General features: G+C 58.9%; 12 protein-coding genes. 7 read left to right on the forward strand and 5 right to left on the reverse strand.

The genetic code is table 11. The annotated features are described in order from the left end of the window. Positions 1-106 precede the first annotated feature (106 nt). Positions 107-1,621 (forward strand): BCCT family transporter, encoded by a 1,515-nt coding sequence (locus tag B3M58_RS09740; RefSeq protein ID WP_296218664.1) that lies wholly within the window; start codon positions 107-109, stop codon positions 1,619-1,621. 392 nt (positions 1,622-2,013) lie between these two features. Here B3M58_RS09740 and tssA read toward each other — a convergent pair whose 3' ends face one another. From tssA to B3M58_RS09765, 5 genes are all read right to left on the reverse strand, one after another. Further along, a complete protein-coding gene (gene tssA / locus B3M58_RS09745; protein WP_296218666.1) occupies positions 2,014-3,114 on the reverse strand; it encodes a type VI secretion system protein TssA in 1,101 nt (366 codons plus the stop codon). Continuing rightward, positions 3,111-6,941 (reverse strand): type VI secretion system protein, encoded by a 3,831-nt coding sequence (locus tag B3M58_RS09750; protein ID WP_414704071.1) that lies wholly within the window; start codon positions 6,939-6,941, stop codon positions 3,111-3,113. Before B3M58_RS09750 ends, tssA begins: the two co-directional genes overlap by 4 nt. Further along, positions 6,938-7,705 carry a DotU family type IV/VI secretion system protein gene (locus B3M58_RS09755; protein ID WP_296218667.1) on the reverse strand — a complete coding sequence of 256 codons (768 nt, stop codon included), beginning with the start codon at positions 7,703-7,705 and terminating at the stop codon, positions 6,938-6,940. The genes B3M58_RS09750 and B3M58_RS09755 overlap by 4 nt, the downstream gene beginning before the upstream one ends. An 18-nt stretch (positions 7,706-7,723) precedes the next feature. Next, positions 7,724-9,058, reverse strand: a complete 1,335-nt coding sequence (gene tssK / locus B3M58_RS09760; RefSeq protein ID WP_296218669.1) for a type VI secretion system baseplate subunit TssK — start codon at positions 9,056-9,058, stop codon at positions 7,724-7,726. Between the two features lie 68 nt (positions 9,059-9,126). Beyond that, a complete protein-coding gene (locus B3M58_RS09765; RefSeq protein ID WP_296218793.1) occupies positions 9,127-9,597 on the reverse strand; it encodes a type VI secretion protein in 471 nt (156 codons plus the stop codon). A gap of 216 nt (positions 9,598-9,813) precedes the next feature. Between B3M58_RS09765 and tssB the strand changes: the two genes are divergently transcribed. The 6 genes from tssB to B3M58_RS09795 form a co-directional block, all read left to right on the forward strand. After that, a complete protein-coding gene (gene tssB, locus B3M58_RS09770) occupies positions 9,814-10,392 on the forward strand; it encodes a type VI secretion system contractile sheath small subunit (RefSeq protein ID WP_296218672.1) in 579 nt (192 codons plus the stop codon). Between the two features lie 29 nt (positions 10,393-10,421). Then, entirely contained in the window at positions 10,422-11,909 is a 1,488-nt protein-coding gene (gene tssC, locus B3M58_RS09775) for a type VI secretion system contractile sheath large subunit (protein WP_296218674.1), read from the forward strand. 76 nt (positions 11,910-11,985) lie between these two features. Next, positions 11,986-12,483 (forward strand): Hcp family type VI secretion system effector, encoded by a 498-nt coding sequence (locus tag B3M58_RS09780; RefSeq protein WP_296218676.1) that lies wholly within the window; start codon positions 11,986-11,988, stop codon positions 12,481-12,483. 15 nt (positions 12,484-12,498) lie between these two features. Then, a complete protein-coding gene (gene tssE / locus B3M58_RS09785; protein WP_414704072.1) occupies positions 12,499-12,951 on the forward strand; it encodes a type VI secretion system baseplate subunit TssE in 453 nt (150 codons plus the stop codon). Beyond that, a complete protein-coding gene (gene tssF, locus B3M58_RS09790; RefSeq protein WP_296218680.1) occupies positions 12,935-14,728 on the forward strand; it encodes a type VI secretion system baseplate subunit TssF in 1,794 nt (597 codons plus the stop codon). Before tssE ends, tssF begins: the two co-directional genes overlap by 17 nt. Next, positions 14,692-15,121: type VI secretion system baseplate subunit TssG (locus tag B3M58_RS09795; RefSeq protein WP_296218682.1), on the forward strand; the 430-nt coding region annotated here is incomplete at its 3' end. The genes tssF and B3M58_RS09795, both read left to right, overlap by 37 nt.

Below are 15,121 nucleotides of genomic sequence, written 5' to 3' on the forward strand. Positions count from 1 at the left end.
CCGAATGGCGTGGAATCCGCACCATACAAAAATAAGGAGGAGGGCGCTCGTGAGCGAATGTCCTATGCAAGGCTCCCATCGCCTATTCGCAGGCGTAAACCCAACGATGGCCATCTCATCCCTGGCGATGGTGCTGGTCTTCGTGCTGTTCACGGTGATCTACGGTGAGCTAGCCAATGACCTTTACACCGGCATCAAGCAATGGATCGAGAGCTCCCTGGGCTGGTACTACGTTGCTGTAGTCAGCACCGTGTTGTTCTTCACCTTTTGGGTCGGCCTGAGTCGTTTTGGCAATTTGCGCCTGGGGCGCGACGATGAGCGCCCGGAGTTCAGCAATTTTTCCTGGTTCGCCATGCTGTTCAGCGCCGCGGTTGGCACCGGGCTGCTGTTCTGGAGTATTGCCGAGCCGCTGATGCACATGCAGGGCAACCCCTTCATGGAGATGGCCGGCGTCGCCGCCAACACCCCGGAAGCAGCGCAGATTGCCCTGCGCGTGACCCTGTTTCACTGGGGGCTGCACGGCTGGTGCATCTACATCATCGTCGGCCTGATCCTCGCCTACTTCACCTACAGGCGCGGCCTGCCGCTGACCGTCCGCTCGGCGCTGTATCCACTGATCGGTGAGCGCATCTACGGCCCGATCGGCCATGCGGTCGACCTGCTGGCGATCTTCAGCACGCTGTTCGGCACCGCGACCACCCTGGGGCTGGGCGTCGCGCAAATGAATGCCGGGCTGAACTACATGTTTGGCCTCGAGATATCCACCACTAACCAGTTGATCCTGATCTCTGCAACCGCAGTGGTCGCAACCCTTTCGGCGGTCTCCGGGGTGCGCAAGGGCATTCTCTGGCTCAGCGAGTGGAATATCCGCCTGAGCAGCATCCTCTTTCTGTTTCTCCTGCTAGCTGGGCCGACCGTGTTTCTCCTCGGTCTCTACGCGACCAGCCTGGGCGATTACCTGGCCAATTTCATCCCCATGGGCATGTGGACCGACTCCAATCCCGAGCGGCAGTGGCAGGGCTGGTGGACCATCTTCTATTGGGGCTGGTGGTTGTCCTGGGGCCCGTTTGTCGGCATGTTCATCGCGCGTATCTCGCGTGGCCGCACCGTGCGTCAAGTGGTGCTGGGCGGCATGCTCGCCTCAACGCTGGGGGCCTTTCTGTGGATCGTGATCATGGGTGGTACCGGTATGCACCTGCAGTTATCCGGTGCCATCGACCTGAACGCAGTGGCCAACACTGACGTGACCATGGTGCTGTACAAGACCATCGAAGGCCTTAATGTGTCCTGGGCAACCATGGCCATGGCCAGTCTAGCGACCCTGATGATCGTCAGCTGGTTCGTCACCTCGGCGGACTCGGCAACCCTGGTGATCTGCACCATCCTGTCCATGGGCGATCAGAACCCGCCGCAGCGTTTCCGCATCATCTGGGGCCTGGGTTTGGGCGCGTTGGCTGGCGTACTGCTGCTCGCCGGTGGCCTGAAAAGCCTACAAGCGGCCACTATTGCCGCAGCGCTGCCATTCTCTGTAGTCCTGCTGGTGATGTGCTACAGCCTGGTGCGGGCTCTGCATCAGGAGGAGGGCGAAGCACTCTCTGTTCGCGCTGTTCAAGAAGCCTGAGTGATCTCGATGTGATCTGCCGATAGGTTGCGTATCTGAGATGCGCAACCTATCGACATACTCCTGGCGAACGCCCGATAGTTGTAGGTGCGCTCAGCGACAAGTGAGCACGCAGGGCGTGCTCGGCCAAAAACGAAGAGCAAGCTTTGAAAAGCTTTAGGTTTAGAAGCAGGGCGATGAATTGGATAACCGAGAGCCTAGAATGCAACACTATTGAAACGGCATTCGTTTAACATAATATACATTATGCGAATTACAATGTATCACCAAGGGTGGCCTGGGTGGCTTGCCAGAAAGCACATGAACGAAGAAAACCTGTCTTGCCCTGAGAACGCGCTCAACTGAGTTCCTGGCGTTTTTCCTTGCGAGACCAAATCCTGTACAGCAGACCGCTATTTCAAAACCCCTAGCAGCGACCAAACACGGCGCGCCTCAGAGTCTGCGCTGATCAGCTCCGTAAGCAGTTCATTCAACGGTTTGTTGCCCCATTCCACTGCGCGTTTGATCAGGTAAGGAACCGGGCTGTGTGGTTCGGTTTTCGCCAGATAATCGGCTATCAATACCAGTTGACGATAAGCGTCCTCGCGGCTGTTCAAACTCAGGCTTTGGGCATCTGCGTTCATCTTCACCGTGGCGTCCTCCTCAGCGGCATCGTCAGCGTGTGCTGGCGCGGCGAGCATTGTTTCCATCGGCATCGGGCGCTGTGGGTGCATGGCAATGAACTCCTGCAGGAGCGCAGTCATGGAAAGCATGACGTCGCGTAGCGGACTGTAAGTGGGTGCGAGATCAGCCAGGCATGCGTCGCTCCATTGTTCCAAGCGCGCGAGATTCTGGCCGCCCGACTCCAGGTGAGTTTTACAGCGCAGCCAAAAAGTAATCGGGGTATCGCGAATCAATTCATTCAGTTTTTGTTGCGTCAGACGAGCGGCCTCGGCAGCTGCTTTTGCTGCCTTGCTGTCGGCTGCAGCGACTTGGCGAGCCTGCAACTGTTGCCACTCATAGAGGGTAAACGTACTGAATTCGCCGCTGGATGCCGCAAATAGCGGTATACGCGTATGCAGAACCTCCGCGTAGCGCCTGGCCAGCCAATCCAGTGGGGTCACCCGCCAGGATTGGTCGCCCTCCTCGGCTAGCGGATGAAGTTCCTCCGGATAACGCTCACACAAGCCAACGATCAACGACAGGGCCTGAGACAACCCTTCCAGCGCGTTGCGCTGTAACCAGGCTTCTCCCAGCCAGGCCGCGACCATCAAATCCTTGCTGCGACTCCGCAGAATATCGCTGGCAAGCTTTTCCAGTGCCGACCAGTCGCCTCGCTTGACCTCTGCCTTCCATACCCCGGTAGGCAGAGTGGCATCGTCCTCTCGCCGCAACTCACGCAGCCGATCGAAGTCGGCGTCGTAACGCAGGCTTTGCCCGCAAGGTGACGTAGCCGAAATCGGCGCTAATAGCTCGGCCACCACATCCGAGTCAGGTTGCATGGGGAGTGTCATGGCGCCTCCTGTGAACTGACCAGCGACACCGGTAGGTCTGCTACGGCATAGGGCGATTGCGGCGCCCGAACCGGTAACGGCTGTATCGACAGGGGCAACTTGCCGCCTTGTGACAGCAACGACAGTCGCATGAACATCTGAGCCCGGCTATCTGGCGTATAGGGTGCGTAGACCGGTAACTGCAAGGTCAGGGGGAACTGGGTGTAATCGATATTCGGTTGGCGCTGTACGGAAACATGCGCGCGCATCAACCTGAGGAGTGCCCAGGGGCCTGTGTATTCCCAGCCAGCCTCGAGATCAGCCACGGCCAAGCTTGGCTGCAGGGGATCGCTCGCCGGGCGCTGCGAACCATTTTTCGCCCAGCGCAACATCAGTTTGATGGGTTTGCCGATGGTCCAATGCAGGCGTTGCGGGTCATTTGTTGGATAAATAATTGACTGATTACCGGCGTGCAGGCTCCAGGCGATTACCTGGTCGGCACCCTGCTCGTCCTCCCGATCGGTACGCCAGCGGATGTCCATGTCGAGGCCCATTACGCCATCTTTATCCCGCACAAACAGTGGTCCAAGCCAGGTACGGGCTTGCATCAGGCGAGTGAGGAAATCCTGGGCTGCGAGTTTATCCAGCGACTGGCTGAGTGCGAGCCCTGCTTGTGCTTGGGTCAGGTTGCCATCAATCAACTGCACCATGTAGCGAACCCGCTCTGGATCGGCATCCGCAGCCTGTATGTCGTAGGAAAAAGGGAACCGCCCAGCCAAGTACTGGTTGAAATAGTCGGCCAGATGGTTCCAGGCGGTTGCCGCAAGTTGCTGCTGAAGAACATTACAGCGGTGTTGGGCTTGATCCCATAGCGCGCGGGCGGTTCGCGAGAGGTCATCGAGGCCTTGCAGCATATTGACCGACTGCAGGATCGTGGCGCAGGAACTGGCGTCCATGTCGACAAAGTCACGACTGACCAACTGCTCGAACAACGCCGGTGAGCTGGCTGGGTTCTGAGCTTTGTACTTGAGCATTTCCTCATACAAGGCGCTCAGCCGGGCCACTTTGTCATAGTCGGCAGCGGCGAGATTTTGTTGCTGGACCTTCAGCCACTCCATTGCCGGCACATGGGCTTCGGTCGTGTTCTGCATGATCGCGAACTGCTGCGACAGGCTCTTCTTGAGGTCTTGTGTATCGGTTGAGCGAAATAGCTGCAAGCCCATGTTTTTCGAACCGTCCCAGACGCTGATGTCGAACCGCTGGCGGAAAATGGGCAACGCCTCGACCTCATTCAATGCGCGAAGCACGTCTGCCATGGCGCGTCGATTCAAAGTACTTTGCAAGGTCGAAGCGAGGTCCGGACGTTTGAGTTCGATAAAGGCTTTCTGCAACAACAAGGCTTGGTCGGCGGGCACATTAAAGGTTTGCTCAGCGCTCAAACGTGGCAGGTTGGCTCTTGTCTCGAGGCTGTACCACATTGCCGTAGCGGCCGCATTTTCTGCGGCACCAAGCAACGCGGAGCGGTATGGCGGCGGGATTTGTGGCAGTTCCCGGCTGGCATAGTTCTTATAGCTGTCGTAGTAATTCAGCGCGACATTCAGACCATCACTGTCGACCGATTGGGTGCGGTCATCGCTGGTGGCGCCCTCCCCGCGCCTCAACGCGATCGCCACAAAATCATGCTTTAACAAGCTGTCGATGGCTTTATCCAAACCGATCAGGTGCTCCTGAAGCTCTAGAGAACCACCGCCTTGTTGCACCAGGAGGTTGTCGCGAGACCCCGCTTGGGCAATCCATTGGTCGCGGAAGCTCTTCTGCAAACGTGCAGCCTGGCTGTCGATTGCCTGCTCAACCGACGGTCCTAGCAGCATGCTTTTTCCAACACTATCAAGCAGGTTGCGATACCCCGGCACCAAGTCACGACCGTTGCTGCGGCTCCACGCGGAGTTGGTCAGGGCAATCACGTCTTGCAGGTTATCGATCAGGCCACTCACCTCCTCCAGCTCTCTCAACGAGTTGCCATAGCCCGCCTGTAGTTTTTCCGTATGGGCTTTCAGATAACCCGCCGGACGAACAAAGTTATCGGCCAGGGAGTATTGAACCAACCACAGTTGCATCAGACGCTGGAACTGTTCGGCGATCTGCTCGCGATACTCCTGTAAGTCCAGCGGTTGCAGCGAAGGCGGCGGCGCCGTACGCAGTACGTGGTTATAGAATGCCGCATGCCGCAAGGTTCCAACATTCAGGTTGATGGCAAAGGTGCTGTTGCTCATCTGCACCAAATCATCGAGTGGACCTTGGGGATTATTAAGAGCCTGGGCAAACCATTGGTTCTGCTGTTCGACGCGCACCACGCCACTGGCAAGCGATTTGGCTTTGACGTAGTTCTGCCAGAGTTCGGGATCATCACCCTCCTGGCTGGAGCGGCGCCCGATGGGCTGGATGTCCGTCAGCGCATTGAAATCAGCCGCCAACACGTCATGTAGTGGCTGGAACAACTGACTCAGTGCGGTGCGCCGCAAGAGCTCATCGAGTTGGCCATCCAATGCTGAAAACCAGGAGGTTGGAAATGCCAGCGAGGCGAAGTGCCAACGCGGAGCCTGCTCCAGCACCGTCCAGAAGGTCTGCACATTCTGCTTGGTCAACTCTTTGCGGCGCGTTTCATCGTTAACCGTCACGTAGCGGCTTTGAGCATGCTGCAATACGCTGGAAAGCCTATCGGCGTCGGCCACAGCATCGCGCCAGACCCAAGCCATACAAGCCAGCCAAACGACCGCAAAGGCCAGCGCACTGACACCTACAATCTGCTGCCAGCGCTTACGCAGGCGCAAAATGCGCGGAACCGCCTGAGCCAATCCGTGCTCAGCGATAATGCGCTTATGCCAAAGCTGGCGAGAAAACAGGCTTTGACGTGCAGGGGGCTCGCCACGTGCGGCGGCCCAATCGGCGTCTTCATCGACCAGGGTTTGGCTGGCGGTGAAATATAAACCGCGAAAGCGCGGCGCCTCACCCAGTGCATTGCCCTGAAACACCGGCTCCAGTAAACCTTGCAGGTTGCCATGCAGGGCTTCGAATTGCTGTGGTAATCGATACAGGTCATCGCTCAGTTGGCCGGATAAGGTGCCCAACTGGATAACCGCCTCGGACAGAGAGCGGGTTACTTGCGCAAGCGCGATATCACTCCACTGCGATTGCCAAACGGCCTCCGGCGCGTAGGGTGAGGTCCAACCGATTGCACGCTCGCGGGCATCTTCAGGTAGAGCGCCCACCAACTCTTGAAAACCGGGAATTTCCTCCATGCCGGTTATCACGACATAAACCGGCAAACTCAGGCCCAACCGTTGCAACAGGTCGATAAATTTACGGCGCGCCGCGAGTCCATGCACCAAGGCCTGCTCGGCATCCCACAAGCGAGCAGCCGGAACGCTCCAGATCACACCATCCAACGGACGCCTGGAACGTAGACGCAAAAGCAACCCCAGCAGCCGCCACCAGGCGCCAAGCTGAGCGGTCAAGCTCTCCTCTGGCATAAACAGGGCTTCCGGCACAACCAATACAGCACCATCCGGATCCGCCCACCAGCGGCCAAACCAGGCGGGCTGAGCCATCGCGCTCAGCTGCCAGCTCGCGCAAAGCTGCGCGCCCTGCTTCTCGTTGCCGAGCATCAACAGCCAGGGCATCTCATAGCGGTCATGCACCGCCAAATCATGTTCAAGCTGCCGCAAGGTCGAATAAAAGCTGCGAATTGCCGAGCCTGACTGCGTACGCAACCACCAGACCAGCAGCACCAGCACCACGAGAAAAACCATGATGCCCAACAGCATCAGCGCTATCTCAGGCACGCTCACGAGCCCTGCTCCAGCTGCACGGGTGCGGCGAGGTGGAGCACAGGTTCCAGTTCCTGAACGATATCGCGCCAGAACATATGACCGATGGCCGACAGCAGCAGCACGCCCAGCATGATCGCCAAACCCAGACGAAAGCCATCGGGAAGCGAGCGGCGTGTCGGCAGACGTTGCGGCGCTGCCGTTGTCGGTAATTCCAGCGTTGCGCCAACATCGTCATAAGACGGATCGCGCTGCCAGGCCAAGGCGAACAACGCATGCCGCCACTTTTCATGGATTGCCTGCCCGCGCTGCCCACGCAAGCGGCCATGAAAACCGAGGATCAGACATTGCAGGTAGACATTCGCCAGGTCTCGACTGGCGGGAGCACGCTCATCCACCAGTTTCTTGATCGCGACCGGCAAGCGCTCGCCGGCATTGCGACTGCCGTACAGGCGCGACTCCAATGGTTTATCTTGCCAAGCGCCCTGCCCCGCCCACGGGGTGAACAGCAAGGTTTCATCGAGCAGAGCAACAAAGGCATAAACCATCGCCTTTACCTGCTGACTCGACGACTCACCCACGCTGGCAAAGGCGCTACGCCATAGCCGACGCGTGATGTGCGTCGCCACCTCGGTGGTCCGAGGCACCAGTTGCGCATCGCTGTCGTCAGTCTTTTCCAACTCAGCCCAAGCACTCAACCAGTCCTGCCAGGCCTGTCGGAAAGCCGTACTCAGTGGTGACTCATGCAACCCCTGTAAGCGCAGACCAATACTCCCTTCAGGCATACGGCATCCCTTACTGATCTATGCAGCTTCACTCGCGTTGGTGATAAACAGAACCACTTGCCAGGGACTGCTGCCCTGGGCGTGGCTGGGTGACACGATGTGCAATGCCTGAGCGGGGTCGAACCACTCCCCAGAGGCCTGCACGATAAAGATCCGCGTATCATCGCCAACGCTGTAGGCCACCTGTTCTTGACGGCTCATTGCCTGATGGAGCAACCCGCTCATGCGTTGTCGGGCCAACGTGGCAATGTGCGGCTCGGACGCAATGATGGCGCGCGCCAGCCACTCCGAGGCTGCCTGCTCATGGCTGCCGGCGGGCATGCGCAAACCGATCACCAGGCGCTGGCGCCGTTGCGCGCTATCCGGCAACTGAATGGCAAAGCCCGAACTCGCCTGTTCGAACGGCACGCTGCGGTAACCCGCGCGGATCAACTCGAGGGTCGCACCGAGCCAGTCCAACACGTCGTCGTAACCTTTTTGCAGGTCGAGAAAGTCCAAGGCTGGAAAGGCGGGCACACCAGCCACGGGATCTAACACACACCACGCCCCGGCCATCCCGGTGAGTAACCCGTAGAGTGCAGAAGGCGAGGCTATGCGGCTGTTCAGGGCAGCCTCTATTTCGGGCAAACGTAGCCACAAAGCCCCTAGCTGACGGCGAATCTCGTCGATATCGTCGTCGTTACCGGCTTGCTGCGCATGCCGCAAACGTCCGGCGAGGAACACGCATTTCTCACGAGCGCGTGTGCACAGCGCCAGCACTTTGCGCCCCAGCACCGATTCGGGCAGAACCCGCGGCGTCGGAGCCACATATGGCAACTGAATGTAACCACCACCCTCTTTACCGATTTTGAGCACCGGAATGCATACGGCATCGGCTTTATGCGCCTCGGTAATCAAACGCAGGTGCGGTCGCCAAACGACGATGGGCTCTGGGTTCTCGCCACTGGCCAAATCAGGTAGCGCAGCACCAACCACGGACTGCATTCGCCCCTTCAGCGGCAACAACTGCCCGGCACGCCACAGGGGGTTGATCGCGAGAAATACCGTGACCATGGAATTGCTAGAGCCGCTGACGGCTTCGGTGATATCCAGCTCAAGCGGTGCATCCACGCCTGGCGTCAGCATTGCCGGTAAGCCGTCGGGCAGAATCGCCTGGATGGCAAGCATGCGCACCACACCAGCACAAAGCGCTACAGGGTCCAGATCCAGGTTGGCAACGCCCCAGAACCAGGGGTTGCCGGCGTGGGCAAGGTGGGCGGTCAGGGCCTCGGCGCGGAGTCCTTGCAACTGAAAATGCTGGGGCAGCAACTGCATGCCCTCATGCCAGCAAACCGCGTCAGGTAGAACACTCATACAACTCCCCTTCGACGTCCGTTGTTGTCTTTCGGGTATGGCTATTGGCAATAGCCCCGCACTTGCTGTCAGCGTTGGTCGTCGCCCAACAAGCGCATATCCCTGCTTTCGAATTTCAACCAGACCTTGCGCTGTTCATCCAAGCGCAGCCTGTGAGCCCCGGGTGTGTTATAGCCGGCGAAGACCAAAAGTCCAGCGGCAGCCTCGCCGCCAAGTGGGAAGCCCGTCGACTCCATAAACTGGCCCGGCACCAACTCGAGGCTCCATACAGACACCAGCGCGCGGTAATCGCGCTGGTATTGCTCACGCTCGGCAAACCATTGTTTGGCCGGTATGCCGGAAAGCAGCTTGAGCAGCTCTGCGTCCTTCACCGCAATGAAATCCACCGCGATGGGTGTGTCGTTATTTGCACGAGGCGCTACATCGAGCGTCAGGCTATCCAACTCGACTTTAGGCTCGCGCCACGAGCAGGCACTCAACGTCAAAACAATGAGCACAGCGAACACGCGTCCAAGAAAAACTAATCGTCCCTGCTTCATGAGAGTCCAGAAAATTCGGTTTGCATTTTTATAGACCTGTTCTAGCGTCTTGGGTAGTTCGTCAGGCCGGAACCACATCGGCGAGATGAACCAGAAGGATCGCCTGCGACAGAGCCGTGTGTTTCCCACGCCGTCAATTTTGTGATCCAGCAAGGGAGTGCGATGACAGGGAAACCGATGCATTGCACTCGAATCAGTGCATCGGAGTCGACCAACATGGCTGAGAGTACGCAGCACAAACTAGACAGAATTCGCCCACCCCGCGTCCAGATTACCTACGACGTCGAAATCGGCGATGCCATCGAAAAAAAGGAGCTGCCGCTGGTTGTCGGCATCCTGGCCGATCTTTCGGGTAAACCAGATAGCCCACTGCCCAAAGTGGCCGAACGGCGCTTCATCGAAATAGATCGTGACAACTTCAACAATGTCCTTGCCTCTATCGCCCCCCGAGCAGCACTTCAGGTCGACAACACCATCAGCGGTGACGACAGCAAGCTGAACGTCGAGCTGCACTTCAATCATATCGACGACTTCGATCCGGTCAGCATCGTCACCCAGGTCACGCCCCTGCGCCGCCTGTTCGAGGCCCGCCAGCGGCTACGCGACCTGCTGACCAAGCTCGATGGCAACGATGACCTGGATAAGCTTCTGCAAGATGTGGTGGCCAACACCGAAGGCTTGCAAGAAATCAAGTCGGCGCGCCCAGACACCGAGCCGCTAACGGCTGAAACGGCCACTCAGGGCAACGCCGAGGGCACCGCCGACAGCGAGCCGCCAGCAGAACCGCAAGCCTGATAGCCACCCTTTTCCAAGGAGGATTCGCCGTGCCCAAGTCATCCACCAGTGAGAGTCAAGCCAGCGAAAGCACCACCCAGACCCTGTCGCTACTTGACCGCATCATCGCCGAAGGCCGCATGGCCCACGATGACAGCCAGCAGGATTATGCCCGCGACATGCTCGCAGAGTTCGCCACCCAGGTTCTCGACGAAGGCATGGCTGTCGACAAAGACACCGTGGCAATGATCAACGACCGTATCAGTCAGATCGACGTACTGATCAGCGATCAACTCAACCAGATACTTCACCATCCCGATCTGCAAAAGCTGGAAGCGTCCTGGCGCGGCCTGCACATGTTGGTGCAAAACACCGAAACCAGCACACGGCTGAAACTGCGGTTGCTCAACGTCACCCAGAAAGAGCTGCAGACCGACCTGGAAAAAGCCGTCGAATTCGACCAGAGCGCACTCTTCAAGAAGATTTACGAAGAAGAGTACGGCACCTTTGGCGGGCATCCCTTCAGCCTGTTGGTCGGCGATTACACATTCAGCCGCCACCCCCAGGATGTGGGGCTGCTGGAAAAACTGTCCAACGTCGCCGCCGCCGCGCATGCCCCTTTCATCGCCGCCGCCAGCCCACGCTTGTTCGACATGAACAGCTTCACCGAACTGGCCGTTCCGCGTGATCTGTCGAAGGTGTTCGAGAGTCAGGAACTGATCAAATGGCGTTCCTTCCGCGAAAGCGAAGATTCACGCTATGTCTCCCTGGTCCTCCCGCACTTTCTCCTGCGCCTGCCCTATGGCCCCGATACCAGTCCGGTGGAAGGCATCAACTACGTCGAGGATGTGAACGGCACCGATCACAGCAAATACCTCTGGGGCAATGCGGCCTGGGCGCTGACTCAACGCATCACCGAGGCATTCGCGCGCTATGGCTGGTGTGCCGCGATTCGTGGCGCAGAAGGTGGCGGTGCCGTCGAGGGACTGCCGGCGCATACCTTTCGCACCAGTTCAGGCGATATTTCGCTGAAGTGCCCGACTGAAGTGGCAATCACCGACCGCCGTGAGAAAGAACTCAACGATCTCGGATTCATCGCCCTGTGCCACAAGAAAAATACCGACGTTGCGGTGTTCTTCGGTGGCCAAACCGCCAACAAGGCCAAGCTCTACAACACCAACGAGGCAAATGCCAACGCGCGTATTTCAGCGATGTTGCCTTACGTGCTGGCCGCCTCGCGCTTTGCTCACTACCTCAAGGTAATCATGCGCGACAAGGTTGGTAGCTTCATGACCCGCGATAACGTGCAGACCTACCTGAATAACTGGATCGCCGATTACGTGCTGATCAACGACAACGCCCCACAGGAAATCAAGGCGCAGTATCCGCTGCGCGAAGCACGGGTGGATGTGTCGGAAGTCGCAGGCAAACCTGGCGCCTACCGTGCCACGGTGTTTCTCCGCCCGCATTTCCAACTGGAGGAATTGACCGCCTCGATTCGGCTGGTCGCCACCTTGCCGCCACCCGTGGCCGCGTAGCCTTAACTCCCGCTGGCTTGCCCAGCGGGAACCTTCTTCCTTCCCGCTACATGCCTAACTCCAGGAGCTTCACGCGATGGATGCGATCATTCTCGACCTCGGCGACGACATCAAAGGCGACAGTCTGCTCGAAGGCTTTACCGACAAAATTGAATTGATGTCCTACAGCCACAACGTGGCTATGCAAGTCACCAACGATGTCAGCAACTCGGAGCGCACGTCCGGCAAACCCCACATCGGCGAATTCACCGTTACCAAGTTCATCGACACCTCAACGCCAACGCTCAACGAGTACTGCTGCTCAGGTAAAGCAATTGCGGAGGCCAAGATCACCGTCGGACGCAACGCCGCCGAGGGCGACGGCAAGATAATGCCGTTTATCGTCTACACCCTGAACAACGTGGTGTTTTCCAATGTCAGCGTCAGTGGTGGTGCCGGCGGTAAGCCGGTTGAAACCCTGTCACTGAACTTCACCAAGATCAAATGGGAGCTAACGGCGCAGAAAGACGACGGCACCAAGGAAGGCACGGCAGCCTCGACTTGGGATTTGGCTGCCAACAAGCTCGTCAAGTAACCGGTCGTACTCGGCATGCGCGCACCCGGCACAGGAATGCATCCCCCGTTATTCGAGCGTTTGGCCTCTTCGGATGACAGCACCCCAACGATGGATTTCGACCGGGCCGCGCTCGCCAACTCTGTGCGGGTAGAGTTACTGCGTCTACTCAATACTCGGCGGGCAGCACGCCCGCACACATCGCAGCTGAGCATTATCGATTACGGCATTGCCGACTGGACGGCTCTGCAGGGGCAACGCCTTGACGACCGCAGACAACTGGCGCGGGAAATCCGTACTGCGATTCAGTATTTCGAGCCGCGGTTGCAACTGAGTGAGGTCGAAGTGCTGCCGATAGCAGGTCAACAACAGCGTCTGAGCATTCGCTTGAGCGGTGTGTTGCGCAACGGTCGGCAGCACTGGCCGGCCCTGTTCGTGATCGAGGATGCCGGTGGCGCTATCGAGGTAAGCCATGAGCGACTCGATTGATCAAGAGTTACTCGATTACTACCAGCGCGAACTGACCTGGTTGCGGCATGCCGGCGCCAGTTTTGCCGAGCGCTACCCGAAAGTGGCACGGCGCCTGGAGCTTTCGCCGGGGGAATGCCCTGACCCTCATGTCGAGAGGCTGCTGGAAGGGTTTTCCCTGCTCGCGGCGCGCTTGCAACGACGACTCGACGACGACTACGCCGAGTTCAGCGACGCCTTGCTGGAACAGCTGTATCCGCTAGCCCTGCGGCCCTTGCCCTCCTGCGCGATTGTCCAGTTCGAGCCGGACCCAACCAAGGGTAACCTCGCCGAGGGTTATCAACTGCCGCGCGACACCCCACTCTTCGTCACCACGGCCAGTGGTGACACCATTCACTTTCGCAGCACCGCCGACGTCACGCTTTGGCCGTTGGCGATCACCGAGGCGGTCATGCTCGACGGTGACGAAGCGCAGGCATTGACCGGCGTGCCGATGGCCCGATCAGCATTACGCCTGAACCTGCGTTGCCTGGGTGAAACGCAGTGGCATGAATTACCCATTGATTGCCTGCGGGTGCACTTGGCCGCCTCGCCGGTCACCAATGCCAGTCTTTACGATCTGCTGTGCGCTCACTCAACGCAGGTGCTCTGTGGCCCACCCGGCAGCCAACCGCAGCAGCTGCCCGGCCTGCCGGAAACCGTCGGGTTCGCCAGCCGGGACGCCATGCTGCCGGACGAGAACGGGCTGCACCCTGGCCTGCGACTGCTCGCCGAGTACTTTGCCTTTCCGGACAAGTTCGCGTTCTTCGATATCCCCTTGCAGGCTCCGACAACAGCCACCGAGGACATGTACCTTTATATCGTTTTTGACCGCGCGCCCCCTGCGCGCATCCATTTGCAAGCCACGGATATTGCGCTGGGCTGCGCACCGGTCATCAATCTGTTCCCACGTACCTCGGAGCCGTTGCGCCCGGATGGTACGCACAGCGAATACCGTCTCATTGCCGATAGTCATCGAGAAAACAGTGTCGAGGTGCACAGCATCCGTGGCATGCGTGCAAGCTCGACCCGCGGCGTACAGCGCGTGCCGGCGTATTACGGTTATCAGCATGTGTTGGGTGAAAGTCGCCTCTACTGGCACGCTCGGCGCGTCGTCGGGCTCTCGCCCAATCGCTTGGGCAGCGACCTGCTGTTGAGCCTGGTCGACACTCAGTTCGATCCGCTCCTGGAAGCCCCCGAGTACAGCCTGACCGCAGAGTTACTCTGTACCAACCGACACCTCGCGGAGTCGCTCAGCGCCGGGACTCGCCTGGCCTTCGAGCGGCCGGGCCCGGTAGCCCGCGCGCAGTTACGCAACCCACCCACACCGCAAAGCCTGCCCAAATTGGACGGTGAGTCGCGCTGGCGGTTGGTCTCGCAGCTGACACTCAACCACCTTTCCTTGGTGGAAGGCCCTCAAGCGCTGCAAGCCCTCAAGGAAATGCTCAATCTGCACAACCTGCGCGAGGAAGCCAGTGCACACCGGCAAGTAGAGGGACTCATCGGTCTCGACTGTACGCGCGTCGTTGCCCAGGTTGGCGAAGATGCCTGGCGCGGTTGGCGCAATGGCTTGGAAGTGCATATTCGTCTGGACTCGCAGCATTTCGTTGGCTCCAGCGCGGTGTTGTTTTCCGGTGTGCTGGCGCAGTTTTTCTCGCTCTATGCAAACGCCAACCGCTTCGTAAGCATGGTACTGATTCAAGCCGACAAGGAGATCAAGACGTGGCAACCACAGGCCGGCATGCCTCTCTCACTCTAAGCGAACGTTTGCGGCGTGAGCCGCAGGCTTTCGAGTTGTTGCAGGCGCTATTGCTGCTCGAACGGGAACACCCGCAAGCCGTTTCGCTTGGCTGTGGAACCTCGCCACACGCCGAAGCCGTTCGCCTGCGCGGGCCATTGACGCCCTTGTTTGCGGCCAGCCAGGTAGCGAGTTTGCGGGAAGAACAGGGTCACCAACCCGTACTCACCACGCCGGTATTTGGCCTCGGCGGCCCAGACGGGCCATTGCCTTATGCCTACCAGGAGTGGTTACAGCAACGTGCCCGGCTGAAAGATCATGCGCCCGCAGAGTTTCTCGATCTGTTCCAGCACCGTCTGCTCAGCCTGCTTTACCGTGTGTTGCGTAAACATCGGCTTGCTCTCGGCTTCGCGG

Source organism: Pseudomonas sp. UBA2684 (genome assembly GCA_002354655.1).
Lineage (GTDB): Bacteria > Pseudomonadota > Gammaproteobacteria > Pseudomonadales > Pseudomonadaceae > Aquipseudomonas.

Excerpts from the sequence above, each read along its gene's own strand:
- B3M58_RS09740 (WP_296218664.1), top strand. The coding sequence starts at position 107 with ATGGCCATCTCATCCCTGGCGATGGTGCTGGTCTTCGTGCTGTTCACG.
- tssA (WP_296218666.1), bottom strand. The coding sequence starts at position 3,114 with ATGACACTCCCCATGCAACCTGACTCGGATGTGGTGGCCGAGCTATTA.
- B3M58_RS09755 (WP_296218667.1), bottom strand. The coding sequence starts at position 7,705 with ATGCCTGAAGGGAGTATTGGTCTGCGCTTACAGGGGTTGCATGAGTCA.
- tssK (WP_296218669.1), bottom strand. The coding sequence starts at position 9,058 with ATGAGTGTTCTACCTGACGCGGTTTGCTGGCATGAGGGCATGCAGTTG.
- B3M58_RS09765 (WP_296218793.1), bottom strand. The coding sequence starts at position 9,597 with ATGAAGCAGGGACGATTAGTTTTTCTTGGACGCGTGTTCGCTGTGCTC.
- tssB (WP_296218672.1), top strand. The coding sequence starts at position 9,814 with ATGGCTGAGAGTACGCAGCACAAACTAGACAGAATTCGCCCACCCCGC.
- B3M58_RS09780 (WP_296218676.1), top strand. The coding sequence starts at position 11,986 with ATGGATGCGATCATTCTCGACCTCGGCGACGACATCAAAGGCGACAGT.
- tssE (WP_414704072.1), top strand. The coding sequence starts at position 12,499 with ATGCGCGCACCCGGCACAGGAATGCATCCCCCGTTATTCGAGCGTTTG.
- tssF (WP_296218680.1), top strand. The coding sequence starts at position 12,935 with ATGAGCGACTCGATTGATCAAGAGTTACTCGATTACTACCAGCGCGAA.